At 66.4% G+C, this 26764-nt stretch carries 26 protein-coding genes and 1 pseudogene; 19 read left to right on the top strand and 8 right to left on the bottom strand.

Annotated features, from left to right (window positions below):
• Window positions 1–3: 3 nt before the first annotated feature.
• The 3 genes from DNK89_RS03870 to DNK89_RS03860 form a co-directional block, all read right to left on the bottom strand.
• Complete coding sequence (locus tag DNK89_RS03870) at window positions 4–807, bottom strand: sulfite exporter TauE/SafE family protein (RefSeq protein ID WP_110958965.1); 804 nt, start codon at window positions 805–807, stop codon at window positions 4–6.
• 130 nt (window positions 808–937) lie between these two features.
• Window positions 938–2899 (bottom strand): FAD-dependent 5-carboxymethylaminomethyl-2-thiouridine(34) oxidoreductase MnmC, encoded by a 1962-nt coding sequence (gene mnmC, locus DNK89_RS03865; RefSeq protein ID WP_110958964.1) that lies wholly within the window; start codon window positions 2897–2899, stop codon window positions 938–940.
• 182 nt (window positions 2900–3081) lie between these two features.
• Window positions 3082–3354 carry an oxidative damage protection protein gene (locus DNK89_RS03860; RefSeq protein WP_010461281.1) on the bottom strand — a complete coding sequence of 91 codons (273 nt, stop codon included), beginning with the start codon at window positions 3352–3354 and terminating at the stop codon, window positions 3082–3084.
• 160 nt (window positions 3355–3514) lie between these two features.
• On the opposite strand from DNK89_RS03860, the gene DNK89_RS03855 reads away from it, so the two are divergent.
• From DNK89_RS03855 to DNK89_RS03810, 11 genes and pseudogenes are all read left to right on the top strand, one after another.
• Window positions 3515–4537 (top strand): sulfate ABC transporter substrate-binding protein, encoded by a 1023-nt coding sequence (locus DNK89_RS03855; protein ID WP_110958963.1) that lies wholly within the window; start codon window positions 3515–3517, stop codon window positions 4535–4537.
• Window positions 4538–4720: 183 nt separating this feature from the next.
• Window positions 4721–5311, top strand: a complete 591-nt coding sequence (gene ssuE / locus DNK89_RS03850; RefSeq protein ID WP_060984826.1) for an NADPH-dependent FMN reductase — start codon at window positions 4721–4723, stop codon at window positions 5309–5311.
• 168 nt (window positions 5312–5479) lie between these two features.
• Window positions 5480–6457: a sulfonate ABC transporter substrate-binding protein gene (locus DNK89_RS03845; protein ID WP_110958962.1), complete on the top strand. Its 978-nt coding sequence runs from the start codon at window positions 5480–5482 to the stop codon at window positions 6455–6457.
• Between the two features lie 41 nt (window positions 6458–6498).
• Window positions 6499–6639: a hypothetical protein gene (locus DNK89_RS24530; RefSeq protein ID WP_203422183.1), complete on the top strand. Its 141-nt coding sequence runs from the start codon at window positions 6499–6501 to the stop codon at window positions 6637–6639.
• Between the two features lie 46 nt (window positions 6640–6685).
• Window positions 6686–7924 (top strand): annotated as a pseudogene (locus DNK89_RS03840) (FMNH2-dependent alkanesulfonate monooxygenase); the annotation flags it as partial.
• A gap of 35 nt (window positions 7925–7959) precedes the next feature.
• A complete protein-coding gene (locus DNK89_RS03835; protein WP_110958960.1) occupies window positions 7960–8337 on the top strand; it encodes a VOC family protein in 378 nt (125 codons plus the stop codon).
• The gene (gene ssuC, locus DNK89_RS03830) at window positions 8334–9230 is read left to right on the top strand and encodes an aliphatic sulfonate ABC transporter permease SsuC (RefSeq protein ID WP_110958959.1); all 897 of its coding nucleotides are present in this window, start codon (window positions 8334–8336) and stop codon (window positions 9228–9230) included. The genes DNK89_RS03835 and ssuC overlap by 4 nt, the downstream gene beginning before the upstream one ends.
• 68 nt (window positions 9231–9298) lie before the next feature.
• Window positions 9299–10108, top strand: coding sequence for an ATP-binding cassette domain-containing protein (locus DNK89_RS03825; protein WP_110958958.1), 810 nt, complete (start codon window positions 9299–9301; stop codon window positions 10106–10108).
• Window positions 10109–10172: 64 nt separating this feature from the next.
• Entirely contained in the window at window positions 10173–10388 is a 216-nt protein-coding gene (locus DNK89_RS03820; RefSeq protein ID WP_015013774.1) for a molybdopterin-binding protein, read from the top strand.
• A gap of 437 nt (window positions 10389–10825) precedes the next feature.
• Window positions 10826–11230 (top strand): GreA/GreB family elongation factor, encoded by a 405-nt coding sequence (locus DNK89_RS03815; RefSeq protein WP_110958957.1) that lies wholly within the window; start codon window positions 10826–10828, stop codon window positions 11228–11230.
• Window positions 11231–11353: 123 nt separating this feature from the next.
• On the top strand, window positions 11354–12310 hold the full coding sequence (locus DNK89_RS03810) for a universal stress protein (RefSeq protein ID WP_110959189.1): 957 nt from the start codon (window positions 11354–11356) through the stop codon (window positions 12308–12310).
• 18 nt (window positions 12311–12328) lie between these two features.
• Here DNK89_RS03810 and DNK89_RS03805 read toward each other — a convergent pair whose 3' ends face one another.
• Together DNK89_RS03805 and DNK89_RS03800 are read right to left on the bottom strand one after the other, a co-directional pair.
• On the bottom strand, window positions 12329–13693 hold the full coding sequence (locus DNK89_RS03805) for an LLM class flavin-dependent oxidoreductase (RefSeq protein ID WP_110958956.1): 1365 nt from the start codon (window positions 13691–13693) through the stop codon (window positions 12329–12331).
• Between the two features lie 72 nt (window positions 13694–13765).
• Complete coding sequence (locus DNK89_RS03800; protein WP_110958955.1) at window positions 13766–14623, bottom strand: TauD/TfdA family dioxygenase; 858 nt, start codon at window positions 14621–14623, stop codon at window positions 13766–13768.
• A 268-nt stretch (window positions 14624–14891) separates the two neighbouring features.
• Here DNK89_RS03800 and DNK89_RS03795 point away from each other — a divergent pair, with 268 nt between their 5' ends.
• The 7 genes from DNK89_RS03795 (at window position 14892) to DNK89_RS03765 (ending at window position 22585) form a co-directional block, all read left to right on the top strand.
• Window positions 14892–15998 (top strand): ABC transporter substrate-binding protein, encoded by a 1107-nt coding sequence (locus tag DNK89_RS03795; protein WP_110958954.1) that lies wholly within the window; start codon window positions 14892–14894, stop codon window positions 15996–15998.
• Between the two features lie 285 nt (window positions 15999–16283).
• Window positions 16284–17165, top strand: coding sequence for an ABC transporter permease (locus DNK89_RS03790; RefSeq protein WP_110958953.1), 882 nt, complete (start codon window positions 16284–16286; stop codon window positions 17163–17165).
• Between the two features lie 13 nt (window positions 17166–17178).
• Window positions 17179–17982, top strand: a complete 804-nt coding sequence (locus tag DNK89_RS03785; RefSeq protein ID WP_110958952.1) for an ABC transporter permease — start codon at window positions 17179–17181, stop codon at window positions 17980–17982.
• Between the two features lie 142 nt (window positions 17983–18124).
• Window positions 18125–18958, top strand: coding sequence for an ABC transporter ATP-binding protein (locus DNK89_RS03780; protein ID WP_110958951.1), 834 nt, complete (start codon window positions 18125–18127; stop codon window positions 18956–18958).
• Window positions 18959–18996: 38 nt separating this feature from the next.
• Window positions 18997–20091 (top strand): ABC transporter substrate-binding protein, encoded by a 1095-nt coding sequence (locus tag DNK89_RS03775; protein WP_110958950.1) that lies wholly within the window; start codon window positions 18997–18999, stop codon window positions 20089–20091.
• The gene (locus DNK89_RS03770) at window positions 20088–21437 is read left to right on the top strand and encodes a sulfatase (protein ID WP_110958949.1); all 1350 of its coding nucleotides are present in this window, start codon (window positions 20088–20090) and stop codon (window positions 21435–21437) included. Before DNK89_RS03775 ends, DNK89_RS03770 begins: the two co-directional genes overlap by 4 nt.
• A 194-nt stretch (window positions 21438–21631) precedes the next feature.
• A complete protein-coding gene (locus tag DNK89_RS03765; protein ID WP_110958948.1) occupies window positions 21632–22585 on the top strand; it encodes a CysB family HTH-type transcriptional regulator in 954 nt (317 codons plus the stop codon).
• 98 nt (window positions 22586–22683) lie between these two features.
• Here DNK89_RS03765 and DNK89_RS03760 read toward each other — a convergent pair whose 3' ends face one another.
• Together DNK89_RS03760 and DNK89_RS03755 are read right to left on the bottom strand one after the other, a co-directional pair.
• A complete protein-coding gene (locus DNK89_RS03760) occupies window positions 22684–23055 on the bottom strand; it encodes an HPF/RaiA family ribosome-associated protein (RefSeq protein ID WP_110958947.1) in 372 nt (123 codons plus the stop codon).
• Between the two features lie 491 nt (window positions 23056–23546).
• Window positions 23547–24428 (bottom strand): LysR substrate-binding domain-containing protein, encoded by an 882-nt coding sequence (locus DNK89_RS03755; RefSeq protein ID WP_015013788.1) that lies wholly within the window; start codon window positions 24426–24428, stop codon window positions 23547–23549.
• 116 nt (window positions 24429–24544) lie between these two features.
• Between DNK89_RS03755 and DNK89_RS03750 the strand changes: the two genes are divergently transcribed.
• Complete coding sequence (locus tag DNK89_RS03750; protein ID WP_110958946.1) at window positions 24545–24955, top strand: hypothetical protein; 411 nt, start codon at window positions 24545–24547, stop codon at window positions 24953–24955.
• A 32-nt stretch (window positions 24956–24987) separates the two neighbouring features.
• On the opposite strand, the gene DNK89_RS03745 is transcribed toward DNK89_RS03750, so the two are convergent.
• Window positions 24988–26628 (bottom strand): argininosuccinate lyase, encoded by a 1641-nt coding sequence (locus DNK89_RS03745; RefSeq protein WP_203422182.1) that lies wholly within the window; start codon window positions 26626–26628, stop codon window positions 24988–24990.
• Window positions 26629–26764: the final 136 nt, after the last annotated feature.

Genomic DNA, 26764 nt, shown 5'->3' with positions numbered 1-26764 from the left:
GACTCAGATCAGAATCAGTTTGAAGCCCGCCCAGGCGAGCAACAGAGAAAGGGCAGAGCGGATAAGGCGCTCAGGCGTGCGGGTGACCAGGCGCGAGCCCAGCCAGATGCCCGGTAGCGAGCCAGCCAGCAATTGTGCAAGCAAAGGCCAGTCCACCGAGCCCAGCGAGGCATGGCCGAGGCCTGCCACCAGGGTCAGCGGAACTGCGTAGGCAATGTCGGCGCCAATGATGCGCGGCAGCGGCAGCAGGGGGTACACCAGCAGCAGCACCGTGACGCCGATGGCGCCCGCGCCCACGGAGGTGAAGGTGACCAGCGTGCCGATGACGGCGCCCAGCAGCACGGGCAGGCTCCAGTGGCGGGGGCGGGTGGCGTCGCCGGTATGCTCTTTGCGTGCGGCGTTTTGTGCGGCCTGGCGCTGTGCAGAGAAAACAATGGCCTTGTAGAGCGTGGCGGCGGCCGTGAGCAGCAGGGCAAAACCCAGCGTGGTGGTCATGATGCGCTGGGCGGTGGCGCTGGCCGGGCCCAGGGTGTGCAGCGCCCACAGCGCCAGCAGGGCGGCTGGAATGCTGCCTGCGCACAGCTGGCCCACCACTTTCCAGGGCACCAGGCGCTGGCGAGCCAGGCTGACGGTGCCGCCCATCTTGGTGAAGGCCGCAAACAGCAAATCGGTGCCCACGGCCATGTGGGGTTTGATGCCGAAGAAGAAGATCAGGATCGGCGTCATGAGCGAGCCGCCGCCCACACCGGTCAGGCCCACGATGAGCCCAACGGCAAAGCCCGCAAAAACAAACGCCAATTCATGCATGGCGGCGAATGTAGAGGGGCTTCTTATGGATGCAAACTATTGTTTTGCTCTGCCAATATGTCGATTTGTTTATAAGTGAGGATTGGCGCGGGCTGGCAGGGGGATGCTGGAGCCACCCGCCGCGCTGTAGCTACTGCAGCCGCTCGGCGCCCAGCGCCTTGGCCAGCCGCGCATCCAGCGGCAGCGGCTCGCCCTGCAGCCGGGCCGCGAGCAGTTCCCCGCACAAGAGCGCCAGCGTCAGTCCGCGCGCGCCCATGGCCGTGCTGGTCCACAGGCCCGGCAGCCGGGCTGCATCCACCGGGCCCACGATGGGGAGTCGGTCGGGCGCGGTGCAGCGTACGGCGGCCCAGGTGCGCAGGGCGGGGGGCTCGCCGGGGGCGGGTTGTGGCGCGGGGCCGGTCAGCGCCCGGGCGAACAAGGGTTTTAGCTGGGGGGCGATGCCGGGCAGCAGGCCCTGCAGCTTGGCCCAGTTGGTGGCGTGGGCGGCGTGGATGTCGGTGGCGCTGGGCGGCAGGGCCTGCACATCGCGCTCAAAGGTGGAGCCCATCACCCAGCCTTGGTCGCCATCGGCTTGATCGCCCAGCGGGAACCGGGGCACCAGGTTGCCATTGCCGTTGGCCGGGAACGGAATCCACGGCCGCAGGAGCGCTGCCGGGTCGGCATGTTGGCCCCACGACACCTGCCCGCGCACCGGCTGCAGGGGCCAGCGGTGGTTCAGCAGGGCCAGGCTGCCTGCGCCTGCAGCAATGACCACCGTGGGGGCCTCGCTCAGCACCTGGCCCTGGGCATCGAGTGCCTGCCAGGTGGTGGTGGCGGGGCTGTGGGCATTGGCGGGTATCTCCACACGCTGCAGCTGGGCCACTGCCCAACTCCCCCGCCATCGAATGCCGGGCTGACCCAGCAAGGCCTTGGCCAGGCGCGCCGGGCGCACCCAGCCCGCCTGGTGGTGCCAGCAGGCCGTCGCGTCAGGCGGCAACTGGGCGGCGGCCAGGGCGGCGGGGGGCGCAGGCTCGCTCCAGGCGGCGCCCGGCCCTTGCGGCCAATCGGGCGACAGACCGGGGCTGCCGTCGGTTCGGTGCTCCAGCACGCCGCAATGCGCCCAGTCCACCCCCTCGTTCAGCAGCCAGCGGGCCTGCTCCAGGGTGGTGCGGATGCCGCTGCGCGACAGGCGCGATAGCACGCTGTCGTCGGGCGACACATGGGGGGCGAACACTCCGGCGGGCAGGGCCGATGCGCCTGCGGCGGGCTCGGGGGCCTGGTCCAGCACCGTGACCTGCCAGCCGCGCCGGGCCAGGCTGGCAGCGGCGGCCGCCCCCGCAATGCCGCCACCAATCACGATGCAGGGGCCGGGCGGTGAGGGTTCCGGCGCGGCGGCGGACTGGCGAGACGTGCGCGGCTCCCAGTGCGGGTTGAAGGTGGCATGCAGGTTGTCGCGCTTGGGCGGCACGCCGGGCACGCGGGTCACTTCAAAGCCACATTGCGTCAGCGCATCACGCACAGCGCGGGCGATGGTCCAGGTGGCCAGGCGGGTGCCGCGCCGGCAACAGCGCGCCACGGCCTTCAGGGTGTGCAGGTCCCAGCTTTCGGGGTTGCGCTGGGGGCTGAAGCCGTCGAGGTAGACGGAGTCCACCGTCAGGTTCTGCTGGCGCAGCATGGCCTGGGTGTCGCCCACGTACAGGGTGAGCAGCACCCGGCCTTCATCAAAGCGCAGCCGGTGCACGCCCGGCAGTAGGCCCCACCATTGCTGGTGCAGTGCTTCGGCCAGCGGCGCCAGCTCGGGGTGAACCGAGGTGGCGCGCAGCAGGTCGGCCGCACTCACGGGCCAGGCCTCGGTCGATACGAAGTGCAGCAGCGTGGGGCGCTCGGGGTCGGCCCGCCAGGCGGCCCAGGTCACCAGGAAGTTCAGGCCAAAGCCAAAACCGGTTTCCAGAATGCGCCACTGCGGCTGCCCGGCCCAGGCCTCGGGCAGGCCGCAGCCGTGCAGAAACACGCGGCGGGCCTGATCCAGGCCACCGTTTTCACTGTGGTAGCGGTCGCCGAAGCGGGGGCTGTAGGGGGTGCCGTCGGGCAACCAGTCGATGGGCTCAGACATGGGGTGGGGACTGGAGGTTTGCGGCGCTTGCATCGCCCTTGACCTGCGTCACTGGCGCGGCCCAGGCCAGGGCAGCCAAGCAAGGGCCGCCCCGCAGCGAGGGCTGCGTCTCCCTGCCCGTAGCGTGCAACGCTACGAGAGCGGGGGGAAGCGGCGTAGCCGCTCAGGGGGGTGCTCTTTATTTACGCGCTGGGCGGGACGTAGCCCGCTGCGGCGTCTGCGCCGCCACCAAAAAAGTGGTTTTCCATCTGGCGTGCCAGGTACTGACGGGCCCGCGCATCCGCCAGGTTCAGCCGGTTTTCATTGACCAGCATGGTCTGGTGCTTGAGCCAGCCCGCCCAGGCTTCCTTGCTCACGCTTTCCCAGATGCGCTTGCCCAACTCGCCGGGGTAGGGCGGAAAGTCGAGGCCTTCGGCTTCCTTGCCGAGCTTGATGCATTGAACGGTGCGTGCCATGGGGATTCCTTGCAGTGGGGGCGAGCGAAAAAAGGCTTCGCTCAGATGATTTGGATATTAAGAACTGAAATCTCAGTAGTTCCAGTTTTGAAGAGGGCCTTCCAGAATGCGTTCCATCGGTGTTTTGCACCGCAACACATTCTTAAAAAGAGGCCCTTCCATGAACTTTCGCCGCGACTTTATCAAGTTTCCCTTCGCCGCCGCCCTGGTGGGCAGTTTGGCCCTGACGGCATTGCCGTCGTTTGCGCAGTCGGTGACGCTGCTCAATGTGTCGTACGACCCGACGCGCGAACTGTATGTGGAGTTCAACCAGGCCTTTGCCAAGCACTGGAAGGCCAAGACCGGCCAGGACGTGACCATCAAGCAAAGCCACGGCGGATCGGGCAAGCAGGCCCGCTCCATCATCGACGGGCTGGACGCCGACGTGGCCACGCTGGCCCTGGCGGGCGACACCGATGCGCTGCACACCAACGGTGGCTGGATCCCCAAGGACTGGCAAAAGCGCCTGCCGCACAACAGCTCGCCCTACACCTCCACCATCGTGCTGGTGGTGCGCCAGGGCAATCCCAAGGGCATCAAGGACTGGGACGACCTGGTGCGTCCCGATGTGAAGGTGATCACGCCCAACCCCAAGACCTCGGGCGGCGCGCGCTGGAACTACCTGGCCGCGTGGGAATTCGCCAAGCGCAAATATGGCGGTGACGCCAAGGCCAAGGACTTCGTGGCCAAGCTGTATGGCAACGTGCCCGTGCTGGACACCGGCGCGCGGGGCTCCACCATCACCTTTGCGCAGCGCAACCAGGGCGACGTGCTGATCGCCTGGGAGAACGAGGCCTACCTGCTGGAGAAAGAGTTCGGCACCAAGTTTGACGTGATTGCCCCCTCGATCTCCATCCTGGCCGAGCCCGCCGTGTCGGTGGTGGACAAGAACGTGGACAAGAAGGGCACCCGCGCTGTGGCCGAGGCCTACCTGCAGTACCTGTACACCGAAGAAGGCCAGGACATTGCGGGCAAGCATTTCTACCGCCCCGCCGTGTCTGAAAAGGCCAAGGCCAAGTACGCCAAGCAGTTCCCCAAGCTGAACCTGTTCACCATCAACGACGCGTTCGGTGGCTGGGACAAGGCGGCCAAGGACCACTTTGCGGACAACGCCAGCTTTGACCAGATCTACACCCGCAAGTAGGTAAGCCAGCCAGTCCACCCGCCTTTCGTGCGCGGGGGGATGGCGCCCCGTCTCCGTGCAACAAGCCAGGCCCCAGCGGGCCGGGCGGGGCGTTGCTCGTCCTTTTGAATGAAAACAAGCCCAAGCGCTAGTCAAACATGCGCTGACAGCTATCAAAACCATAGTATTCAAGGAATCCACACCATGTCCGCCTTGCTCATCGCCGGCAGTCCCTCGGAGCGCTCCCGCTCTGCCGCCTTGCTCGACGCCGTTGCCCAGCGCCTCTCGGTGCGCGGTGCGCTGGTGGACCGCATCCACATCCGCGACCTCTCGCCCCAGGCGCTGCTGCTGGCCGACTTTGGGCACCCCACGGTGGTCAGCGCCATCGACCAGGTGGCCGATGCCAGCGTGCTGGTGGTGGCCACGCCCGTCTACAAGGCGGCGTACAGCGGCGTGCTCAAGGTTTTTCTGGACCTGCTGCCGCAGACAGCCCTCAAGGGCAAGACCGTGCTGCCCTTGGCCACGGGCGGTAGCCCGCACCACATGCTGGCGCTGGACTATGCGCTGCGGCCCGTGCTGCAGTCGCTGGGCGCCAAAAGCATCCTGCCGGGCATCTACGCCACCGACGCCCAGGTCACGCTGACGCCCGAGGGTACCTACCACGTGCAGGCCGACATTGCCGCCCGGCTGGACGATGCGGTGAACGTGCTGGTGACCGAAACCCTGCGCCCATCACCCGCCCAGGCCACGCGGTTTGCGCCGGTCAACTTCGCTGACGTGCGATGTAGCGTCTGACGCAGGCCCAGCGCTGCGGCAGGCCCGCAGTGCCAGCGCCACCTTCCGTCCCCTTCATTTATTTCCATTTTTGATTTGCTGCGCCGGGTGCGCGGGCAGGGCGGTGTGCCGTCTGCTGTCAGCCCGCCCGGTGCTCCTCCCACCCGATTTGCTGCTGGAACCTGCACCATGAACGAACTGAACCGCTTCTCCCTGCAACGCCGCCACCTGCTGGCCGCCAGTGCTGCCACAGCCGCTGCGGCAGCGCTACCCGCCCCTTCTTGGGCCCAGGCCTCTGGCGCGCCCCGCGTGCTGCGCGTGGGCCACCAAAAAGGCTGGCTTTCCATCCTCAAGGGCCGTGGCACGCTTGAAAAGCGACTGGCCCCGCTGGGCGTGAAGGTCACCTGGACCGAGTTCAACGCCGGCCCCGTGCAACTCGAAGCGCTCAACGTCGGCTCCATCGACTTTGGCGACGTGGGCGAAGCCCCGCCCATCTTCGCCCAGGCCGCTGGCGCGCCGCTGGTCTATGCGGGCGCCACGGTGCCGCGCCCAGCGCTGGAGGCCGTGATCGTGCCCAAGGACTCCCCGATCCGCAGCGTGGCCGACCTCAAGGGCAAACGCGTGGCCTACAACAAGGGCTCCAACGTGCAGTATTTCCTGGTCAAGCTGCTGGAGAAGAATGGTCTGAAATACGGCGACGTGCAGTCTGTCTTCCTGGCCCCAGCCGACGCGCGCGCCGCGTTTGAAAAGGGCGCAGTCGATGCCTGGATCATCTGGGACCCGTTCCTCGCTGCCGCCCAGAAGACGCTGGATGCCCGCCTGCTGGCCGACGCCACGGGAGTGGTCAACAACCGTGCCTACTACTTCACCTCGCGCGACTTCGCGACCAAGAACACCGATGTGTTGCGCATTGCGATCGAAGAGGTCAACGCGATTGACACCTGGGCGTCCAAGAACAAGGCGGCTGCAGCCGCAGAGCTCTCTGCCGTTCTGGGGCTGGACAAGTCCATCACCGAGCTGTACCTGAACCGCGCGCAGTTCGGCACCGCCCCGGTCACGCGCGAGATCCTGGCTGAGCAGCAAGGCATTGCCGACACCTTCTTCGACCTGAAGCTGATCCCCAAAAAGCTCAACCTGCTGCACGCCGCGCCGGTCGATCTGCTGTAACCCCACCACCCAGACCACAAACACGTTCCAAGGAGCTTGCCATGCCTGCGCCCATGCCTTTCCCGTTGCACGCCCAGCTGCGACGCGTTCTGTGCGTCACGGCCACCGCCTGGGGGCTGGACGGTCAGCAGCGGCGCGCGGTCTTGCGCCCGCCCCAGTTCGGCTTTGCCATCTCCTACTGATTTCGTTCGGACCTCGTTGAGATCCCGTTTTGAAGAGACCTGTCCCATGCAAATCTTCTGGTTCATTCCCACCCACGGCGACAGCCGCTACCTTGGCACCGCCAAAGGCGCACGCCAGCTCAGCCATGACTACCTCCAGCAGGTGGCGGTTGCCGCTGACAGCCTGGGCTACGAGGGCGTTCTGATCCCCACCGGCCGCTCCTGCGAAGACCCGTGGGTGGTTGCGTCCAGCCTGCTTGCCGTGACCAGGAAGCTCAAGTTCCTGGTGGCGGTGCGCCCCGGCCTGCACCAGCCCGCACTGGCTGCACGCATGGCGGCCACGTTCGACCGGCTCTCGGGTGGGCGACTGCTCATCAACCTGGTGACTGGGGGCGACCAGGCCGAGCTGGAGGGCGACGGCGTGTTTCTGGACCACGCCACGCGCTACGAGCAGTCGGCCGAGTTCATCCGCATCTGGCGCGAAATCCTCACGCGCAGCCACCAGGGCGAAAGCCTCGACTATGAGGGCAAGCACCTCACGGTGAAGGGCGCAAAGCTGCTGTTTCCGCCCTTGCAGCAGCCGCACCCACCGGTGTACTTCGGTGGGTCGTCCGACGCCGCCCACGACCTGGCGGCCGAGCAGGTGGAGACCTATCTGACCTGGGGTGAACCACCCGCCGAAGTGGCCAAGAAGGTGGCCGACGTGCGCGCCCGCGCTGCAAAGCGGGGCCGCACGGTCAAGTTTGGCATCCGCCTGCACGTCATCGTGCGCGAAACCGAAGACCAGGCCTGGGCCGCTGCAGAAGAACTCATCAGCCATGTGGACGACGTGACCGTGGCGCGTGCCCAGGCGGTGTTCTCACGCATGGATTCCGAAGGCCAGCGCCGCATGGCGCGGCTGCATGCGGGCGCCAGGAATAAGGCCCCCACGCTCGGCACTGGCGTGTCCTCGCTGCCCCCCGAGGGGGCGCAATCGCCTAGGGGCGGCCCGTCGGCGATTGGACGCACGCGGGCCGACCTGGAGATCAGCCCCAACCTCTGGGCCGGTGTGGGCCTGGTGCGTGGCGGCGCGGGCACCGCGCTGGTGGGCGACCCGCAGACCGTGGCCGCGCGCATCGAGGAATACGCCGCGCTGGGGCTCGACACCTTCGTGCTCTCGGGCTACCCACACCTGGAAGAGGCCTACCGCTTTGCCGAGCTGGTGTTCCCGCTGCTGCCCGTCGGTGTGCGCGAGAAACTTGCGGGCGGTAACCCGCTGGGCCCGTTTGGCGAAACCGTGGCCAATGACTTTGTGCCGCGCGCATCGCAAAGCTGAGCGCAGCGCTGCCCAGGAGACCGCCCATGTCCATCCAGTCCATCAACCATGTGCAGCTGCCGTTCCCGGCCGGTGCCGAGGCGCCCATCCGGCGCTTTTACAGCAGCCTGCTGGGCCTGCCCGAGGTGCGGCTGAACGCGGGCAAGGCCCTGCGTTTTGTGGCCGGCACGCAGCGCATCGACCTGGTGCCTACCGAGCACTGGCAGCCCGTACCCGCCGTGTCGCACCTGGCCTTTGAGGTGCAGGACCTGCCCGCACTGCGCCACCGCCTGCTGCAGGCCGAACTGCCGCTGGTGGAAAACCGTGCGCTGCCTGGCTACCTGCGCTTTTACGTCAAGGACCCCGCTGGCAACCAGCTGGAGTTCTTGGAGCCCGACAACGATCCCCAGGAAATATCGCCATGACACAGGCCCAGACAAACACGGTGCCCGTGCGCGAGCTGCAGGTCTCGCCACTCATTGTCGACAGCACTGCCGACACCATCGACCGTCCGCTCGACGGCCCCCTTCTGCCCGCACCCGTGGCCCGATTTTTTGCCAGTGTGGCGCGGCGCCTGCTGCCATGGGCTGTGCCTGTGGGCCTCATCGTGCTGTGGCAGATCGCCTCGTCCCAAGGCTGGCTGTCCACCCGTGTGCTGCCCGCGCCGCTGGAGGTGGTGAAGGCCGCCTGGACCTTGACCCTGTCGGGCGAGCTGTGGACGCACGTCAAGGTCAGCGCGGGCCGTGCGCTGGCCGGGCTGGCGATTGGCGGCGGCCTGGGGCTGCTGCTGGGCCTACTGACTGGCTCGGTCAAGCTGTTCGAGACGCTGCTCGACTCCACCATCCAGATGGTGCGCAACATTCCCGCGCTGGCGCTCATTCCGCTGGTGATCCTGTGGTTCGGCATCGACGAATCGGCCAAGCTGTTCCTCATCAGCGTGTCGGTGTTCTTTCCGATCTACCTCAACACCTACCACGGCATCCGCAATGTGGACCCGGGCCTGATCGAGATGGGCCGCACCTACGGCCTGGGGCGCTGGCAGCTGTACCAGCAAATCATCCTGCCCGGCGCGCTCTCCAGCATCCTGGTGGGCCTGCGCTTCTCGCTGGGCCTGATGTGGGTGATCCTGATCGTGGCAGAGACCATCTCGGCGCAGGCGGGCATCGGCTATCTCACGATGAATGCGCGCGAGTTTTTGCAGACCGACATCGTGCTGGTGGGCATCTTGCTGTACGCGCTACTGGGCAAGCTGGCCGATGTGTTTGCCAAGGGGCTCGAACGTTACTGGCTGCGCTGGCATCCCGGTTACCAGGCTTGATACTCCACGCTTGAATACTCACATTTTTATAGCTGCTGGCGCAATAGCCACTAGCGCAGGAGATCTTTTTGACCATAAGTTCATCTTTACAACCCCAGGGCGTGCGCCTGGAAGTGCGCGGCGTGGACAAGCGCTACGGCACGCGCGACGTACTGAAGAAGACCGAACTCGTCATCGAGCCCGGCCAGTTCGTCGCTATCGTGGGCCGCAGTGGCTGCGGCAAAAGCACGTTGCTGCGCCTGGTGGCGGGCCTGGAATCCGTCTCGGGCGGCGCGATCCGCATCGACGGCAAGAACATCGACGGCCTGAGCGGTGACACCCGCATCATGTTTCAGGACTCGCGCCTGCTGCCCTGGAAGCGTGTGGCCGACAACGTGGCCCTGGGCCTGCCGCCCGAGCGGCGCGGCGCTGCGGCCGACGTGCTGGCGCGCGTGGGGCTGGGCGACCGGTTGAACGAGTGGCCGGCACGCTTGTCGGGCGGCCAGCGCCAGCGCGTGGCGCTGGCACGTGCCCTGGTGCACAACCCGCGTTTGCTGTTGCTCGACGAGCCGCTGGGCGCGCTGGATGCGCTGACGCGCATCGAGATGCACCGCCTGATCGAAGGCTTGTGGCGCACCAGCGGCTTTACCGCGCTGCTGGTGACCCACGACGTGCAGGAGGCGGTGGCCCTGGCCGACCGCGTGATCCTGATCGAGGACGGCCAGATTGCGCTGGACCAGCGCATCGACCTGCCTCGTCCGCGCTCGCACGGCGATGCCGCCTTTGCCGCCATCGAAAAACGCATCCTGGACCGCGTACTGCAAAAGCCCGACGGCGACCCGGCGCACGAGGCCCCCTGGCCGGGTGTGCCTGCGCACGGGCTGCGCTGGGCCGTGTGAGCTTTCACCTCTTTTCTCTTTCCCCCTTTTCTTTTTCTTTCAACGGACTTTTTAGGAGAACCCCATGTCCATTCAAGCCATCAACGTTCGCAACCAGTTCAAAGGCAAAGTGCGCGAGATCATTCGCGGTGATGTCGTCTCCGAGGTCGATGTCGAAACCCCCTGGGGCATCGTGACCTCCGTCATCACCACCCGCTCGGTGGACGACCTGGGCCTGGTCGTGGGTTCCGATGTGGTCGCATTGGTCAAGTCCACAGAGGTGTCGATCGCCAAGCTGTGAGTCGGGAGCAGGGCGCAGGGCCGACGGCACCATGCCGTGCGGCACTGCGCAGCCCTCATCCTGTGGCGCAGGCCTGCGTGTCGCGGTGACAGGCAGCGCGACTTGCCTTGGCCGAGTCTTGACCAGCCGCTATCTGGCAAGAACCCTGGGGCTATTGCCCCCAAAGCGGCCAGGGTTGCCTACACTCGGGCCCATGACGACCCTTCTGGTTTGCCCGTTTGCCGCCCTGGCTGCGCTGCCCCGCGCAGCGGCCTGCGCGCGAGCGGTGGCCAAGAAGAACGCGCGTCGTCAGCTGACGCCAGCACATTCCTGAGCCCGGCGGCACCCTCTCTCCTCATCCCCTTGTAGCGCAACCATCCACCGCCGGGCACCAGCCAAGCGCGGTAGCGGCCGTCTTGTCCCCACGGGGCACCGCCGCATTCGATGGAGTGCTTTGTATGCATGCAGTTGTGACCCCTGGCGAGCGCACGCTCACCGACCTGGACTATTCGCGCCTGACCAAGCTGGTCGTCAACCGGCCAGCGCCCTTGCTGGATGACCTGCTGGCCAACGCCGACATCACCAGCCCGCGCACCGTGCGTGCGGATGTGGTCACCATGAACTCCCGCGTGGAGCTGGTGGACCCGCACACCCACCGGCGCCAGGTGCTGACCCTGTGCTACCCGCAGGACGCCGAGCCTGCGGCGGGCTTTATCTCGGTGCTGTCGCCGGTGGGTATCAGCCTGCTGGGCCTGCGGGTGGGAGATATGGCCAAGTGGCAAACGCCGCACGGCGAAGAGTGCTCCGCCACCATCGAGAGCATCCAGTACCAGCCCGAGGCCACGGGCGACTACCTCACCTAGTCGCCTTCGCACGCCGGCCCGCTGCGGGCCGTGCCACCAGATCACTTCCCACCAGACCGGCGCCAATTACATTGGCAGCCGTTGGAGGAGTGCGCGTTGTTCACCACAGAAGGACGTACCACCATGACCCCTCGCTCCATCCTCGTCGTCACCGATTTTTCTGAACTGGGAGGGCACGCGCTGGCACGCGCGGCGTTGCTGGGCGCAGAGCATCGGGCTGCGTTGCAGCTGGTGTATCTCTCTGCACCCGGCGAGGTGCCACCCCCCGATGTGGCGGTGCGCCTGTCGCACCATGCGCTGCAGCTGCGGCAGCGTCACCAGATCGCTGTGCAGGCCGTATCGCGCGTGGATTGCACGGTGGCAGACATCGCCCGCGCGGCAGCCACGCACGACCTGGTGGTGTGGGGCACGGCACCGCAGCGGGGGCTGCGGGCCTGGTGGGGAACGCACCCCGCCCTGCAGCTGCTGCGTGCTTGCCAGCGACCCGTGGTCGTGGTGCGCAACGCGGCGGACCAGACCTACCAGAGCCTGTTGGTGGCGGTGGACTTTTCGCAGGCATCGCACCGATTGGTGGACCTGGGCCTGGCACTGCACCCCCGCGCACGTGTGGAACTGTTCCATGCCATCAGCACCGCCAATGAGGGCAAGCTGCGGTATGCCGAGGTGTCGGAGCGCGCCATCCAGATCTACCGCGAGCAGTGCAGGCGCCATGCGCAAGACCGCATGTTCACGCTGACCGACTCGTACGACGCGCGGCGCAATCGGTTGTCATCGTCCATCGGCCGGGGCGATCCGGCGCGGCAGGTGCTGGTGGCACAGCAAAGCGCTGGGGCCGACCTGATCGTGGTGGGCAAGCATCCCGCGTCCCCGTGGGTGGACTGGCTGTTCGAGAGCGTGGCGCAACGCATCTTGCGCGAAGCGCGCACGGACGTCCTGGTGGCACCGCACGGCTTTCAGGCCGCGTCCCGTGGCACTGCCGTCAAGCGCCTTGCCACCGATCTGCCCGTGCGCCGCGTCAAGGCGGGTGCGCCACGCCCGCCAAGCCATCCCAACCCCGCCGCGCTGTGGGGCGGGGCATGAAGCGGTGGGCCTCCGGTGTCAGGCTGCCTTGGCCAGCGGTGTGGCGTACCGGCTGGCTGGGCGCGCCAGCCCCAGGTTTTCCCGCAGCGTGTTGCCTTCGTATGCGGTGCGGAACAGCCCGCGCCGTTGCAGCTCCGGCACCACCAGGTCCACAAACTCCTTGAGCGACTGGGGCAGCACGGGCGGCATCACGTTGAAGCCATCGGCCGCGCCGTTCTCAAACCATTCCTGCATCCGGTCCGCAATGGTCTGCGGCGTGCCCACCACCACCCAGTGGCCGCGCGCGCCCGCCAGGTATTCGTACAGCTGGCGCACGGTGTAGTTCTCGCGGCGGGCCAGCTGCAGCACCACATGGGCGCGGCTGTTGATGCCCTTGGGCGGCTCGGGGATGTAGGGTGGCGGCGTATCCAGGTTCCACTGCGTGAGGTCTTCGCCGGGCCAGAAAGGGGCCAGCGTGGCCAGGCCCACGCTGGGGTGGATCAGTGCCTGCAGCTCGGCCCACTTGGCCTGGGCTTCTTCCTCCGTGCGGCCGATGACCGTAGAGATGCCGGGCAGCACCAGCAGCTCGTCGGGCCGGCGGCCGTACTTGGCCATGCGGCCTTTCACGTCCTTGTAGAACGCCTGGGCTTCGGCCAGGCTGGTCCAGGCGGTGAAGATGGCCTCGGCCGTGGCAGCGGCCAGCTCCTTGCCGTCTTCGGAAGAGCCTGCCTGCACGATCACCGGGTGGCCCTGGGGCGAGCGCTCGATGTTGAGCGGGCCCTGCACCTTGAGGTGCTTGCCGATGTGGTTGAGCGTGTGCAGCTTGTCGGGGTCAAAGTACACGCCGCTCGTCTTGTCGCGGGTGAAGGCGTCGTCGTCAAAGCTGTCCCACAGGCCCTTGACCACGTCCACAAACTCGTGGGCGCGCTCGTACCGCAACGCGGGGTCGGGGTGGGCATCCAGACCAAAGTTGCCGTGCACGTTTTCGGCACTGGTGGTCACCACGTTCCACGCCGCGCGGCCTTTGCTGATGTGGTCGAGCGAGGCGAACTTGCGTGCCAGCAGGTACGGGTCTTCGTAGGTGGTGGATGCCGTGGCCACAAAGCCGATGTGCTTGGTGACGGCCGAGAGCGCCGCCCACAGCGTGACGGGCTCGAAGTGCGAGAGCCGCCCCTGGCGGCTGAAGGACTCGCGGTCGCCCTTGTGCCACACCCCCGGGCTGTCGGCCACAAACACCTGGTCGAACAGGCCGCGCTCTGCGGTCTGCGCCAGTTCGATGTAGTGGTCGATGTTCACACCCGCATCGGCCTGCGAACCGGGGTGGCGCCACGCGGCGACATGGTGCCCCGTGGCCATGATGAAGGCGCCGAGGCGTAGCTTTCTGGAGGTGTCGGGTTGGGTCATAGGTATTCTCAAAACGACTGTGGATTGGGCCCCAGCTCGCGAGACTGGCGGGGCCCATGCGACTCTTGGGGGTTACTCAGTGATAGTGATACGGTGCAGCTTGCGGTGCTGCGGGAAGAAGTCGCCCACTGCGTAGTGCTGGGTGGAGCGGTTGTCCCACACGGCCAGCGTGCCTGGCGCCCAGCGCAGGCGGGCCTGGAACTCAGGCACCTGGGGCAGGGCAAACAGCTGGGTCAGCAGGGCATCGCTCTCCACGCGCGACAGGCCCTTGATGTGGCTGGTGAAGGTGGAGTTCACATACAGCACCTTCTTGCCTGTGACCGGGTGTACACGCACCACCGGGTGCTCCACCGGCGGGTACTTTGCGCGGGCGGCTTTCAGCTCGTCGCCGCTCGCGTCCTTGCGCAGCAGGTACTCCGTCCAGCCGCTGATCTCCCAGGTGTGTACGGCCGTCAGCGTCTCCAGATAGGCCTGGAACGCGGGCGACAGGCTGGCGTAGGCGGCGGTGAGGCTGGCCCACAGCGTGTCTCCGCCGCTGGCGGGAATCACCTGCGCATACAGGCTGGTGCCCAGCGGTGGCTGCTCGCGCCAGGTGATGTCGGCGTGCCAGTTGCTCGACGCCTTGGGGCGCTCGGCCGTGCTCTCCACGATCTCGATCTCGGGGTGGTCCTCTAGCCGGGGGAAGAACGCCTTGACCTCGGCCACGTTGCCAAAGCTGCGGGTGAAGTCCACCTGCTGCTGCGGCGTGATGTGCTGGTCGCGGAAGAACAGCACCTCGTGCACGGCCAGGGCCTGGCGCAGCTCGGCCTGCGTGGCGGCATCCAGCGGCTGGCGCAGGTCCAGGTCGTGGATGACGGCGCCGATGGTGGGGGTGTAGGGCTCCACCGCAAAGCGGGTGAAGGTGGGGTGCAAGTCGTTGATCTTGGACATGGTGCTGCTTTCTGAAACGAGGGTGGTGGAAAGAGAACGGCCATGCCATTGGGACACTGCAAGCGCTGCACACCAACGAAGCTGTTCGCATATCGATAGTTGGAAAAACAGGCGCTGCAGTCGGGCGGGCCGACCGGGCGCTTGCGCATTTGGATATCTGTTTTTGGTCGTTGGCCGCATTGCCGGGCGTGCCTAGAGTGGGGTTCGACAGGTGCAGGGCGTGGCCCGCGCACCGTCCCAACGCAACCCCTACGAAAGAGCGACACCCATGACAAAAACACCCTGGAATACCACCCGCCGCAAGGCCTTGACCGCAGCAGGCGCTGCCTTGGCGCTGGGCCTGTGGTCGGGCAGCGCCGCTGCACAGACGGCAGAGCCGCTGAAGGTGATCCGCATTGGCGTGGCCACCGGCGGCGTGGGCAGCGACCCCGTGCGCCATGGCGGCACGTCGGCCGCGCTGGCCTACACCGATGGCGCGCTGGAAGAAGAGTTCAAGAAAGACGGCGTGAAGGTGCAGTGGACTTTCTTCAAGGGCGCAGGCCCCGCCGTGAACGAGGCGCTGGTCAATAAACAACTGGACTTTGCATGGCAGGGCGACCTGCCGTCCATCGTGCACCGCGCCAGCGATGTGAAGACCAAAATCATCCTAGGCAGTGGCGTACGTACCGGCCTGTACTTGGCAGTGCCGCCGGATTCCAACATCCGGCGCATTGAAGACCTCAAAGGCCGCAAGGTGGCAGTGTTCAAGGGCACCAACCTGCACCTGGCCGCCGTGCGTGCGCTCGCCGACAAGGGCTTGAGCGAACGTGATGTGAAGCTGGTGAACCTGGACCTGCCCAGTGCCGAGGCCGCGTTGGTGAGCAAAGACATTGACGCCGCTTTTGGCTACGTGGGGTTCTTCAAGCTGCGCGATCAGGGCCTGGCCAAGGTGGTGTGGTCGGCCGCTGAAGACTCGTACAAGTACACACGCCAGACAGCGCTGCTGGTGACCGACGACTTCGCCGCCCGCAACCCCAAGGCCGTGGAGCGTGTGGTCAAGACCGTGGTGCAGTACGCGCACAAATACTCCGACGAAAACCGCCGTGCCGAGCTGTTTGCGCAATGGGGCAAGGCCGAGTACCCCGAGAAGGTGTGGCGTGAAGACTTCATCGGCCAGCCGCTGCGTGTGCGCCTGTCGCCGCTGCTCGACCCATTTTTGGTGGCGCGCTACAAAGACGCGGCCGACGAGGCGTACAAGCTCAAGCTGATCCGCAAGAAGCCCGAGATCGACAGCTGGTTTGACCGCCGCTACCTGAACGCTGCGCTCAAGGAACTGAAGCTGGAGGCCTACTGGCCCGTGTATGGCGCCAACGGGGACTTGGCAACCGCGCCCTAGTAGTGGGCTCTGCGCCAGAAAGATTGAATCCTAGGTAGGGGGACCGGGCCGGTGAAAGCCGCCCTTTGCAACCCGCCGGCACCCAGTGCCCGGCGGGTTTTTTTGTGTCTGCGTCTGGCCCCGCTCATAACGTCTGCGCCGCTGCTCATGCCGCAAACATCTTTGTCATTGCATATGAGTATTAACCATTTATTTTTATAACAAACGTCTTTTACATTTCTTTTGGTTGTTATTGAGGTTACCCGCCCAGCCCTGGGCAGTAGCACTTCTTCCACCCGAAAGGACATGCAAAAGATGGCGATACCCGCACTGAACGCGGCCGGGCCTGCCAGCCCCACGCACCCGTTGGAGCCGCTGCCGGACGCGCCCGCGCGCCGCGTTGCAGTGGCAAGAACCAAGGCGTCCTGGACCTGGGCAGGACGCTCGCTCTGGGCCTGGCCGTTTCCACTGGCCGTGCTGGCACTGTGGCAGCTGTCCGCCGTGTGGGGCTGGGTGCCCGAGCAGGTGCTGCCGCCGCCCGCTGCCGTTTTCAAGGTGTTTGGCGAGCTGCTGGCCAGTGGCGAGCTGTGGGACCACCTGCGCATCAGTATGGTCCGCGTGTTTGCGGGCTTTGGCATTGGCCTGTCGCTCGGTCTGCTGCTGGGCGGTGCCATGGGCCTCTCGCCCACCTTCCGCGACTACGTGTTTCCGCTGTTCAAGGCGTTCAGCCAAGTGCCGGTGATCGGCTGGCTGCCGCTCTTGATTCTGGTGGTGGGTATTGATGAGGCATTGAAGTTTCTGCTCATCGCCAAGGCCGCGCTGGTGCCCGTGGCCATCAACACCTGCCAGGGCATCCAGAACGTGCCCAACCGGCTGGTGGAGGTGGCGCGTGTGTATGGCTTTACCCGCTGGCAGATGCTGCGCAAGGTGGTGTTTCCGGCAGCCACGGCGCCCATCTGGAACGGCGTGCGCTACGGCCTCACGCACGCCTGGCTGGCGCTGGTGGTGGTGGAGCTGCTGGCGTCGTCCGAGGGCATCGGCTTCCTCATCGTCTATGGCCGCCAGCTCTTTCAGCTGGACGTGGTGCTCGCCGCCGTGCTGGCCGTGGGCATCGTGGGTTTTGTGATCGACAAGCTGCTGGCCGTGTCCGAGGCGTGGCTGCTGCGCTGGCGCAAGCCGGGGCTGTGAAAGGGGTACGCGAATGTCTTCTGTGAACGTGCAACGCAACCTGTTCCACAAAGTGCCCCCACGCCTGCGGGGCTGGGTGCTGCCCTTGCTGATCCTGGCGGTGTGGTGGGCGGTGGTGGCCTCGGGTGCGTCCGATTCGCCCTTGCTGGTGTCGCCGCTGGCCGTGTGGCAGCGCGGCGTGGGCCAGGTCACGAGCGGCGAGCTGTGGGTGGCTTTGTCGGCCAGCCTGTGGCGCATGGCCTGGGGCTTTGGCATGGGCTCCAGCATCGGGCTGGCGGTGGGCGCGCTGCTGGGCTGGTCGCGCTGGGCCGAGCGGCTGGTGGGCCCCACCTTCCACACGCTCAAGCAGATCTCGCTGTTTGCGTGGATTCCGATGCTGTCGATGTGGTTTGGCCTGGGCGATGCCGCCAAGGTGGCCTTCATTGCCATGGCGGCGTTCTTCCCCGTGGTGCTCAACACGCTGGAGGGCCTGCGCAGCGTGCCGCGCGAATACCTGGAGGTGGCCCGTGTGTACGAGTTCAGCGTGTGGCAAACGCTCGTCCGCGTGGTGGCGCCTGCGGCCGCGCCCTCGCTGTTCACCGGCATCCAGCTGTCGCTCATCTACAGCTGGCTGGCCACGCTGGGGGCCGAATACCTGCTGGCCTCGGGCAAGGGTATTGGCAACACGCTCATCGATGGGCGCGAGCACTTCTGGATGGACCTGGTGCTATTTGGCGTGGTGGTGGTGGGCCTGGTGGGCTTTGCACTGAACGCGCTGCTGGCCGCGCTGGAAAAGCGCCTGCTGGCCTGGCGCGACCGCACCGTAGCGAGGTATTGAGCCCCCTGAGGCGCTGCGCGCCATCCCCCTCAGGGGGACGCCCCCAGGGGCCTGGCAAAGCCAGCTCCCCGGGGGCACTGGCCTGGGCCGAGCCAGTTGCGGACCATGGCTGAGAACAACGTCATTTGAGAAGGAACACACCATGGCACACGCCGGTACCCTGGCCATTCGCGGCCTGAACAAGCAGTACGAGGTCAAGGGCGAAGCCCTGCCAGTGCTGCAGGACATCAACCTCACCATCGAACCCGGCGAGTTCGTGAGCGTCGTCGGGTCCAGCGGCTGCGGCAAGTCCACGCTGCTGCGGCTGGTGATTGGCCTGGAGGGCGACTACCAGGGCGAGATCCTGCTCAACGGCCAGCGCATTGTGGGCACCAGCCTGAACCGGGGCATCGTGTTCCAGGAGCACCGCTTGTTCCCCTGGCTCACGGTCGAGAAGAACGTGGCGCTGGGCCTGCTCAATTCCAGCCTGACCGAGGGCCAGCAGCGCACCACCGTGCGCGAGCACATCGAATTGGTAGGACTGCAAGGCTTTGAGACGGCCTACCCGCACCAGCTCTCGGGCGGCATGTCGCAGCGCGTGGCGATTGCGCGGGCGCTGGTCAACCGGCCCGACATCCTGCTGCTGGACGAGCCCTTTGGCGCGCTAGATGCCATGACCCGCGCCCACCTGCAGCAAGAGCTGCGCCGCATCTGGCAGCAAGAGGGCATCACCATGATTTTGGTGACGCACGACGTGGAAGAGGCCGTGTACCTGGGCGACCGCGTGGTGGTGATGGAGCCGCGCCCCGGCCGCATCCGCCGCACCGTGCCCGTGGGCTTGCCCCACCCGCGCGAGCGCACCTCGCACGCGTTCACTGCCATCAAGGACAGCGTGCTGCGCGAGTTCTCCGGTCACCCGGCGGCCGACCTGGCCGAGCCGCCGCTCAAGCGCGGCGAGCAGCTGGCGCCCGCCGCGCAGTGGCAGTTTGCCGTTTGATTTTTTGTTATCTCTCTCCTCCGATTCCCGAGATTCCCATGACACCAAAGAACTCCCCCGTTTTCTCCACACTCCGTTCGCTGTTGGTCGCTGGCGCTGCCACATTGGCCGCCCCCCTGGTGCTGCGCGCCCAGTCGCCTGCCAAGGTCATCCGCATCGGCTCGCCCGACCTGGGCACAGCTGGCAAGCCCTCGCCAGGCGGCAGCGTGTTTGCGGTGCTGCAGGCCAACAGGTGGCTCGAAGATGAATTTGCCAAAGACGGCATCAAGATCGAGTGGAACTTTTTTCGCGGCGCGGGCCCGGCGGTGCACGAGGCGCTGTCGGCCAAGCAGCTCGACATCGTCTCTCTGGGCGACCTGGCCGCCGTCATTGGCCGTGCGCGCGGTCTGCCCACCCGCTTCATTGCGGCCACGGGCCGGGGCAGCAACAGCTATCTGGCCACGGCACCGGGCGTGAGCATCAAGACCGTGGCCGATCTCAAGGGCAAGAAGGTCACGGTGCTCAAGGGCACCGCCTACCAGCGCACCTTCGACAACCTGCTGGCCACGGCGGGCCTGACCGAAAAGGACGTGAAGCTCATCAACATGGACTGGCCCACCTCCAAGGCCGCCGTGGTGGCCGGGCAGATCGACGCCACGTTCGGCGGCTCGGACCTGTTCCTGCTCAAGGCGCAGGGCGCGCAGATTGCGCTGAGCACCAAGGGCCGTGGGCCGGACTACACCATCAACTCCGGCATTCTGGCCACCGAGGATTTCGCTGCACAGAACCCGCAGCTCACGCAGCGCCTGGTGACCCAGCTGGTGCGCGCGGCCCACTGGTCATCGCAAGAGGGCAACCGCGAGGCGCTGATCAAGCTGTACGCCGACAACAGCGGCAACCCCGAGCTTTCGTTCCGCGAAGAACTGGCGGGCGACAACCTGAACGCCCGATATTCGCCGCTGCTCGACGAGGGCTTCATCGCCGGTTACCAGGGCGTGCTGGACGACGGCATCAAGCTGGGGCTGATCCGCCAGACGTTTGACGTGAAGGCCTGGTTCCAGCCCGCCTTCGTGCAGCAGGCCGTCAAGGACCTCAAGCTCGACAAGCAGTGGCGCGAGACCGATGCCGCCGGCAAGGCCAAGGGGGCTGCATGAGCACCACCGCCACCAATACCACGGCGCAAGCGCCCAACATCGTCTTCATCCTGGCCGACGACCTGGGCTGGGCCGACCTCAGTGTGTACGGCCAGGCCGACTTCACCACCCCGCACCTGGATGCGCTGGCGGGCGAGGGCGTGCGCTTTACCCAGGCCTATGCCAACTCGGCTGTGTGCTCGGCCACGCGGTTTGCGCTGATCACCGGGCGCTACCAGTACCGGCTGCGTGGCGGGCTGGAGGAACCCCTGGTGCGCACGGCCCATGTGCACGGCCTGCCGCCGGAGCACCCCACGCTGCCATCGTTGCTGCGCGATGCGGGCTATGACACGGCGCTGATTGGCAAGTGGCACCTGGGCAGCCTGCCCACCTTCGGCCCGCTCAAGAGCGGCTACGACCGCTTCTTTGGCAACTATGGCGGCGCCATTGATTACTTCACGCACAAGCCCGGTGTGGGTGATGCCGTAGCGCGCGATTTGTACGAAGGCGAAGTGCCTGTGGAGCGCGTGGGCTATTACACGCAGCTTCTGGCCGACGAGGCCACGCGCTGGATCGGCGAGCGCAGCGCGGCCAAGCCGTTCTTCTTGTCGCTGCACTTCACTGCGCCGCACTGGCCCTGGGTGGGGCCGGAGGACGAAGAAATCTCGCTGGGCCTGAAGGACCTGTTTCACTACGACGGCGGAAACCTGGCCACCTACGCGCGCATGGTGCGCTCGCTCGACAAGGCGGTGGGCCAGGTGCTGGATGTCCTCAAGGCACAAGGCCTGGCCGACAACACCATCGTGGTGTTCAGCAGCGACAACGGCGGCGAGCGCTTTTCCAAGACCTGGCCCTTCACCGGCCAGAAGACCGAGCTGCTGGAAGGCGGCATCCGCGTGCCCACACTGCTGCGCTGGCCCGCGCGCATCGCGCCGCAGGTGAGCGACCAGGTCACCGCCACCATGGACTGGCTGCCCACGCTGCTGGCCGCTGCAGGCGTGGCAGCTGCGGCCGACTACCCGCCCGACGGCGAGAACATCCTGCCCGTGCTGCTGGGCGATGCGCCCGCACACCCGCGCACGCTGTTTTGGCGCTACAAGTCACAGCGCCAGCGGGCGGTACGCGAGGGCCGCTTCAAGTACCTGCGCATCAACGACAACGAGTTTCTGTTCGACGTGGAAGCCGACACGCTGGAGCGCGCGAACCTGCGCGACAAACACCCCGAAGTGTTTGAACGATTGCGCAAGGCGTGGGAGCAGTGGAACGCGCAGTTCCTCCCCATCACCGACGAGGTCATCACCCACGGCCTGTCGCCCGACATCCAGGCCGACCGCTATGTGCCCGACCTGAGCCAGCGGGGCATGTGAGGCCTCTGTGCGGCAGAAAACCAAAGAAAAGTGACTGATGCGCCAGTGGAATATGTGTTTGATGCTATCAAAAACATAGTATCTACGAGCCCGCTGCTCGATGGGCCCTATGGCTTCGTGCCAAAGGGATCGTCAAAAGTGCGGGCCTTGGCAGGAGGCAGTCACATGGACATTGTGGGACCGGCTTTTCATTCATGAACTTTCAGCAACTGCGCTCCGTGCGCGAAACCGTGCGGCGGGGCTTTAACCTGACCGAAGTGGCCCACATCCTGCACACCTCTCAACCCGGGGTGAGCCGCCAGATCCGTGAGCTGGAGGAAGAGCTGGGGGTGGAGATTTTTGTGCGGGCGGGCAAGCGCCTCACGGGCCTGACACCGCCTGGCGAGGTACTGCTGCCCACGGTGGAGCGCCTGCTGCTGGAGGCCGACAACCTCAGGCGCGCCGGCCAGGACTTCAGCGACAGCGCGCAGGGGCGCCTGTCGGTGGCGGCCACACATTCGCAGGCGCGGTATGCGCTGCCCCAGGTGGTGCGCGACTTTCGGGCCTTGTTTCCGCAGGTGTCGCTGCACCTGCACCAGGGCTCGCCCCGCCAGGTGGCGGAGATGCTGCTGTCTGGCGAGGCCGACATCGGCGTGGCCACCGAGGCCCTGGCTGGCTATGACGCCCTGGTCACGCTGCCGTGCTACCGCTGGAAACATAGCATCGTGGTGCCTCCGGGCCACCGCTTGCTGGACCTGCCCGGCCCGGTGACGCTGGAGCAGCTGGTGCAGTACCCCATCATCACTTACGAGCTGGGCTACACCGGCCGCGCGCACATCGACGAGGCCTTTGCGCGCGAAGGCATTGCGCCCGACATCGTGCTCACCGCCATGGACGCCGACGTGATCAAGACCTACGTGGAGCTGGACATGGGCGTGGGCATCGTCGCGTCCATCGCGGTCGATGAAGAGCGCGACCGCCACCTGCGGCTCATCGACGCGGGCCATCTGTTCGAGGTCAATCTCACCCGCCTGGGCCTGCGGCGTGGCGCCTGGCTGCGCGGGTATGCCTACCAGTTCATTGAAAGCTTTGTACCCACGCTCACCCGCGATGTGGTGCAAAAGGCCGTGGCACAGGGCGCTGAGTCCGGGAGCCTTCTGGGGGAGTGATGGCTGGGTGATGGGCATCGCACCTGCCGGTGAGCGGCAGGGCGGCCCGCTTCCGCGTATTGCACAGGCCTTCCGCTCCATGGAGCGGCCGTGACCTTTCAGATCGGTTGCTCTGTGGCGCCAGAGTGTTCAGCACCCGCCATGCGGTCGCGGCGGCGCGGCCGGCGGGGCGTGGCCTGGCGGCGCCAGGCACGCAGCAGATGGCGTGCCGCACTGGCCAGGGCTTCGTCCAGCGCACAGCGCCAGTCCCTGGCCACAGACGACACCACCACCGGGCCTGCGCCATCGGTGTGCAGGGCAATCTGACAGCGCTTGTCCGCGCCGCCCCGAGGGCCGTTGATGTCATCCAGCTTGATGTCTGCACGGGGCACCAGGGCATTCAGCCGCCGGAAGGCAAAGCGCACGCGGCGCTCCACCGTCTCACGCAGTTGCGCTGCTTCGGGGTGATGGGTTCTGACAAGAATCTGCATGGGCAATCTCCTGGGTTGAAGGTGACACCGTAGCCCGCAGGGGCGCGGCCAGCCAGCAGGCTTTATCTGCGTGATGCGCTTGAAAATCCTGTGCATTCGGTGCGCCCGACTCCTGGCGCGAAGCTTCGTATTTTTGGATGCCAGGCCCAGAGAAAACCTGCTTTTTGATGGCGATGCGGGGCTGCAGATTCAAGGCTCCTGTTCACTTGCTAACGACCGCTACAAGGAGCTATCCATGAATCTCTCGTCTGCCATCCCTTCGCTCATTGCTACTCTGCGCCAGCGTCTCGCGCGCTGGCTGTCTCGTGTTGCCGTTGGGCCAGCGCCCGCGCTGCGGCGCGTTCCGGTGCCGCTACGGGTCCAGACGCAGTACCGGGACGGCTGGCAGCCGCGTTCACGCTATCGCCGCTAGGCGGACGGGCAGGGCGGCCTCGGCTGCTCCTGCAGCTTGCTCCCACGCGATACAAGCAGGGCTGCTTTGGTACTGCCGCCTACCGCGCAGAAGCCTCCACCATCTGCCGCACCAGCGGGTGGTGCTGACCTCTGCGCGACCAGATGGCGTGCACCTCCTCAAAAAGCGCAGGGCAATCGCCCAGCAGGCGCAGGCCTCGCACCAGCCCCACGTCTTGCGCCCCCAGGCGGCTGACCGGAAACACGCCCAGCCCCCGCGCTGCAAACACGGCCAGCAAGGCGCTGTCCTCAAACTCGCCCACCACGCGCGGTTGCAGACCCAGGTCTTGAAACCACGCATCCAGCGTGGCACGCAACGGCGCGTGGTGTGTGGGCAGCAGCACCGGCAAGTCTTGGAGTGACTGGGGAAAGCGGTCGCGCGCCGCCTTCTTGACCAGCGACGCCGGTCCGTACCACTGCAGCGGCGAGCGCGCGATGCGTTCGCTGGTCAGGCGTTGCTGCGGGATGCGCGGCGCTGCCTGCCCGGCCAGCACCACGTCCAACTGGTGCAGGGCCAGCTCGGACAGCAGTTCGTCCGACTCTCCTTCGTGGCACACCAGCCGCAGATGGGGCGTTGCCAGCACCGGCTCCAGCAGCGCATGGGCTGCCAGTTTGGAGATGCCGTCTGACAGCCCCACCGACAACCGCGCCACGCGGGCCGTGGCGGCCTCGCGCACTTCTTCTTCAATGTACTGGCCCAGTTGAAAAATCTCTTCGGCCCGGATGAACGCGGCCTGCCCGGCTTCGGTCAGCGCCACACCGCGCCCCGAGGGCTTGAGGAGCTGGTGGCCCAGCGACTTCTCCAGGTCCCGCACCTGTGCGCTGATGGTCTGCACGGCCATCTCCAGCCGGTCTGCAGCCCGGGCAAAGCCGCCTTCCTTGGCAACCATCCAGAAGTAGTACAGGTGGCGGTAGTTCAGCATGCACGGCCTTAGGTTCGAGAAAACCGAATGCTAGGTGCGGACCGGGCTGGTGTCTATGTCATGCCGGTTTGCCCATACTGACCGCTTGCCCATTGCGCAACTGAAGGAGGTTTTGCATGTTCTACGCAATCAACTGGTTTCTCTCATTGGCCTTGCTGGCCCTGTGGTCGCTGGCGTGCTGGGCCCTGCATGCAGTCACCGTGTGGGTGGTGTCCAGCGCGGGCGCCCTGGCAGGGGGCAGCGCGGTGGCCGACGTGATCTTGATGCCCGCCTGGCTCAAGGCCTGGATGCCCCCGGAACTGATGGGCCAGTGGGAGGCCCTGGTCTCCTCCGCAGGCCCCATCGTGCAGGCCGTGCTGGAGGCGGTGCCTGCTCTCGCAGGCGCGGTGACCTTCCTGGCCTGGGCGCTGTGGGGGCTGGGTGCCGTGGTGCTGGTGGCACTGGCGGCCGGCATTCACATCCTCATCGCACTGGCCCAACGCCGTGGCGGTGGCCCCGGCACCCCGCAGCCCGCGTTGGCCCGCTGAGTGCGGGGCCCTCGAGCACCCGGCCAGAGCGTTCAGGGCAGCGACTTCACGCCCTCAAAGGCCGCGTTCAGCGCGGCCTCGGCGGTCAACAGGCGCTGCCGGGCTTCGGCTGACCAAGCGCGGTCCTTGGCCAACGTGTCCTTGGCGGAGGCCACCATGCGCGCGACCTCCTGGGGCTGGGGACCGCCTGTGCCTGTGCGGGTCAGCACCATTTCGGCGGGGGACAGGGCGCGGCGGAATTCCTTTTCCGTCAGCGGCAGGCGCTGGTCCTTGATGTCGTACTTTTTGCCCGCTTCGCGATAGATGCGCACGGCTTCGGCGTACGGAAAGTCCTTGGGCCGGATGTTGCGCTCTTTGGCGTACACCACCACGTCCGACGCAAAGTGATGGCCCACCCGGAACGGAATGGCATGGGTGCGCTGCAGGGTTTCGGCCAGCTCCATCGACGTGGTCCATTCGGATTCCAGTTCGTCCAGTGCGCGGGCCGGGTCGATGCGCAGCGAGTCCAGCACATCGGCCAACTGCTGCAGCATCTCCACGCCCTGGACAAAAGTCTTGGCGCTGCCGGGGCTCCAAGTGTTCTTGTAGTCGATCATGCCGGGCGTGACGTTATGGGCCCGCCACAGCGATGCCTGGGCCGACGCCACCACATCGCTGGCTTTGGCGCGGGTGTTCTGGATGATGCCGGGGTTGGCCTTTTGCGGCATGGCGCTGCTGGTGTAGGTCTTGCCGCTGGCCAGCAGCAGCCACGGCCGCGTCTGGTGGTACTGGGTGTGTACATCCTGCATCAACGCGCCCACGCGGATGGCAGTGGAACTGGCGATGGAAGTGGCCTCGATAGGGATGTCATACGTGCTGATCTGCCCCGCATCCAGCGAGTTGACGATGAGCCCGTCAAACCCCAGCAGCTGTGCGAGGCGCTCGCGGTTGATGCTCCAGCTGGAGTTGGCCAGCACGGCCGTGCCCATGGGGCTGAGGTTGATGCGCGCGTAGGCCTCGCGGATGCGTGCAGAGTCGCGCGCAAACGAATCGGCAAACGCCATCAGGTAGTGCCCATAGCTGATGGGCATGGCCTGCACGCCGTTGGTGTAGGCAGGCACATAGGTGGCGGTGTGTGCCTGCGCTATGGTGATGAGCCGTGCGCGCACCTGGTCCAGGGCATCGGCAAAGTCCAGCATCTCCAGCCGCAACTGAGCGGCGTTGAGGGTGGAGTGGATGTCCTGGCGGCTGCGCCCGGTGTGGATCAGCGTGGCCTCGGGGCCCACGGCGTCGGTGATGATTTTTTCGACCTGCAGCACATCGGTGGGGCGCTTGCCACCCGGGGCCGTCGCCTGCGTGATCGACAGCTCCACACCGCGCGCGATGCGGCCTGCCTGGGCTTTGGGGATGATGCCTTGCTCCACGTTGACCACGGTCGATGCCATGTTGATGCGGCCGAACCAGTAGAAGGTGTCCTGCGACTTGGACAAGGCGCTGGTGGCATCGCCCTTGACCGTGCCCTGGATCTTGGCGACCTGCGCCTGGCATTCGGCCGTGGTCTTGCAGGCGGTGTCCAGGGTGTCTGCAGCTTGTGCGTGGCCCATGGCCAGGATGGCGCTCACGACCGGGGCGAGCAGGAAGCGGGTGGGGCGCAAGGTGATGGTGCGCAGGGGCTGGTGCTGGGGTGATGGCATGGTGGTTTGTCTCCTGACATCCCGCGCAGCCGGCGGCGGGCTGGTGCGGGAATAAGATTCGTTAATTGAATGTGCTTGGCGCGGGCTTTGCTATTGCCAGCTTCTGAATATTTCCACAGCAGGCGCTGCAAGGCCA

Source organism: Acidovorax sp. ST3 (assembly GCF_003231145.1).
Classification (GTDB): Bacteria; Pseudomonadota; Gammaproteobacteria; order Burkholderiales; family Burkholderiaceae_C; genus Acidovorax.
The sequence above is the reverse complement of the archived record's forward strand: the minus strand, read 5'-3'. Positions and strand labels throughout refer to the sequence as shown.

Excerpts from the sequence above, each read along its gene's own strand:
- DNK89_RS03870 (WP_110958965.1), bottom strand. The coding sequence starts at position 807 with ATGCATGAATTGGCGTTTGTTTTTGCGGGCTTTGCCGTTGGGCTCATC.
- mnmC (WP_110958964.1), bottom strand. The coding sequence starts at position 2,899 with ATGTCTGAGCCCATCGACTGGTTGCCCGACGGCACCCCCTACAGCCCC.
- DNK89_RS03860 (WP_010461281.1), bottom strand. The coding sequence starts at position 3,354 with ATGGCACGCACCGTTCAATGCATCAAGCTCGGCAAGGAAGCCGAAGGC.
- DNK89_RS03855 (WP_110958963.1), top strand. The coding sequence starts at position 3,515 with ATGAACTTTCGCCGCGACTTTATCAAGTTTCCCTTCGCCGCCGCCCTG.
- ssuE (WP_060984826.1), top strand. The coding sequence starts at position 4,721 with ATGTCCGCCTTGCTCATCGCCGGCAGTCCCTCGGAGCGCTCCCGCTCT.
- DNK89_RS03845 (WP_110958962.1), top strand. The coding sequence starts at position 5,480 with ATGAACGAACTGAACCGCTTCTCCCTGCAACGCCGCCACCTGCTGGCC.
- DNK89_RS24530 (WP_203422183.1), top strand. The coding sequence starts at position 6,499 with ATGCCTGCGCCCATGCCTTTCCCGTTGCACGCCCAGCTGCGACGCGTT.
- DNK89_RS03835 (WP_110958960.1), top strand. The coding sequence starts at position 7,960 with ATGTCCATCCAGTCCATCAACCATGTGCAGCTGCCGTTCCCGGCCGGT.
- ssuC (WP_110958959.1), top strand. The coding sequence starts at position 8,334 with ATGACACAGGCCCAGACAAACACGGTGCCCGTGCGCGAGCTGCAGGTC.
- DNK89_RS03820 (WP_015013774.1), top strand. The coding sequence starts at position 10,173 with ATGTCCATTCAAGCCATCAACGTTCGCAACCAGTTCAAAGGCAAAGTG.
- DNK89_RS03815 (WP_110958957.1), top strand. The coding sequence starts at position 10,826 with ATGCATGCAGTTGTGACCCCTGGCGAGCGCACGCTCACCGACCTGGAC.
- DNK89_RS03810 (WP_110959189.1), top strand. The coding sequence starts at position 11,354 with ATGACCCCTCGCTCCATCCTCGTCGTCACCGATTTTTCTGAACTGGGA.
- DNK89_RS03805 (WP_110958956.1), bottom strand. The coding sequence starts at position 13,693 with ATGACCCAACCCGACACCTCCAGAAAGCTACGCCTCGGCGCCTTCATC.
- DNK89_RS03800 (WP_110958955.1), bottom strand. The coding sequence starts at position 14,623 with ATGTCCAAGATCAACGACTTGCACCCCACCTTCACCCGCTTTGCGGTG.
- DNK89_RS03795 (WP_110958954.1), top strand. The coding sequence starts at position 14,892 with ATGACAAAAACACCCTGGAATACCACCCGCCGCAAGGCCTTGACCGCA.
- DNK89_RS03790 (WP_110958953.1), top strand. The coding sequence starts at position 16,284 with ATGCAAAAGATGGCGATACCCGCACTGAACGCGGCCGGGCCTGCCAGC.
- DNK89_RS03785 (WP_110958952.1), top strand. The coding sequence starts at position 17,179 with ATGTCTTCTGTGAACGTGCAACGCAACCTGTTCCACAAAGTGCCCCCA.
- DNK89_RS03780 (WP_110958951.1), top strand. The coding sequence starts at position 18,125 with ATGGCACACGCCGGTACCCTGGCCATTCGCGGCCTGAACAAGCAGTAC.
- DNK89_RS03775 (WP_110958950.1), top strand. The coding sequence starts at position 18,997 with ATGACACCAAAGAACTCCCCCGTTTTCTCCACACTCCGTTCGCTGTTG.
- DNK89_RS03770 (WP_110958949.1), top strand. The coding sequence starts at position 20,088 with ATGAGCACCACCGCCACCAATACCACGGCGCAAGCGCCCAACATCGTC.
- DNK89_RS03765 (WP_110958948.1), top strand. The coding sequence starts at position 21,632 with ATGAACTTTCAGCAACTGCGCTCCGTGCGCGAAACCGTGCGGCGGGGC.
- DNK89_RS03760 (WP_110958947.1), bottom strand. The coding sequence starts at position 23,055 with ATGCAGATTCTTGTCAGAACCCATCACCCCGAAGCAGCGCAACTGCGT.
- DNK89_RS03755 (WP_015013788.1), bottom strand. The coding sequence starts at position 24,428 with ATGCTGAACTACCGCCACCTGTACTACTTCTGGATGGTTGCCAAGGAA.
- DNK89_RS03750 (WP_110958946.1), top strand. The coding sequence starts at position 24,545 with ATGTTCTACGCAATCAACTGGTTTCTCTCATTGGCCTTGCTGGCCCTG.
- DNK89_RS03745 (WP_203422182.1), bottom strand. The coding sequence starts at position 26,628 with ATGCCATCACCCCAGCACCAGCCCCTGCGCACCATCACCTTGCGCCCC.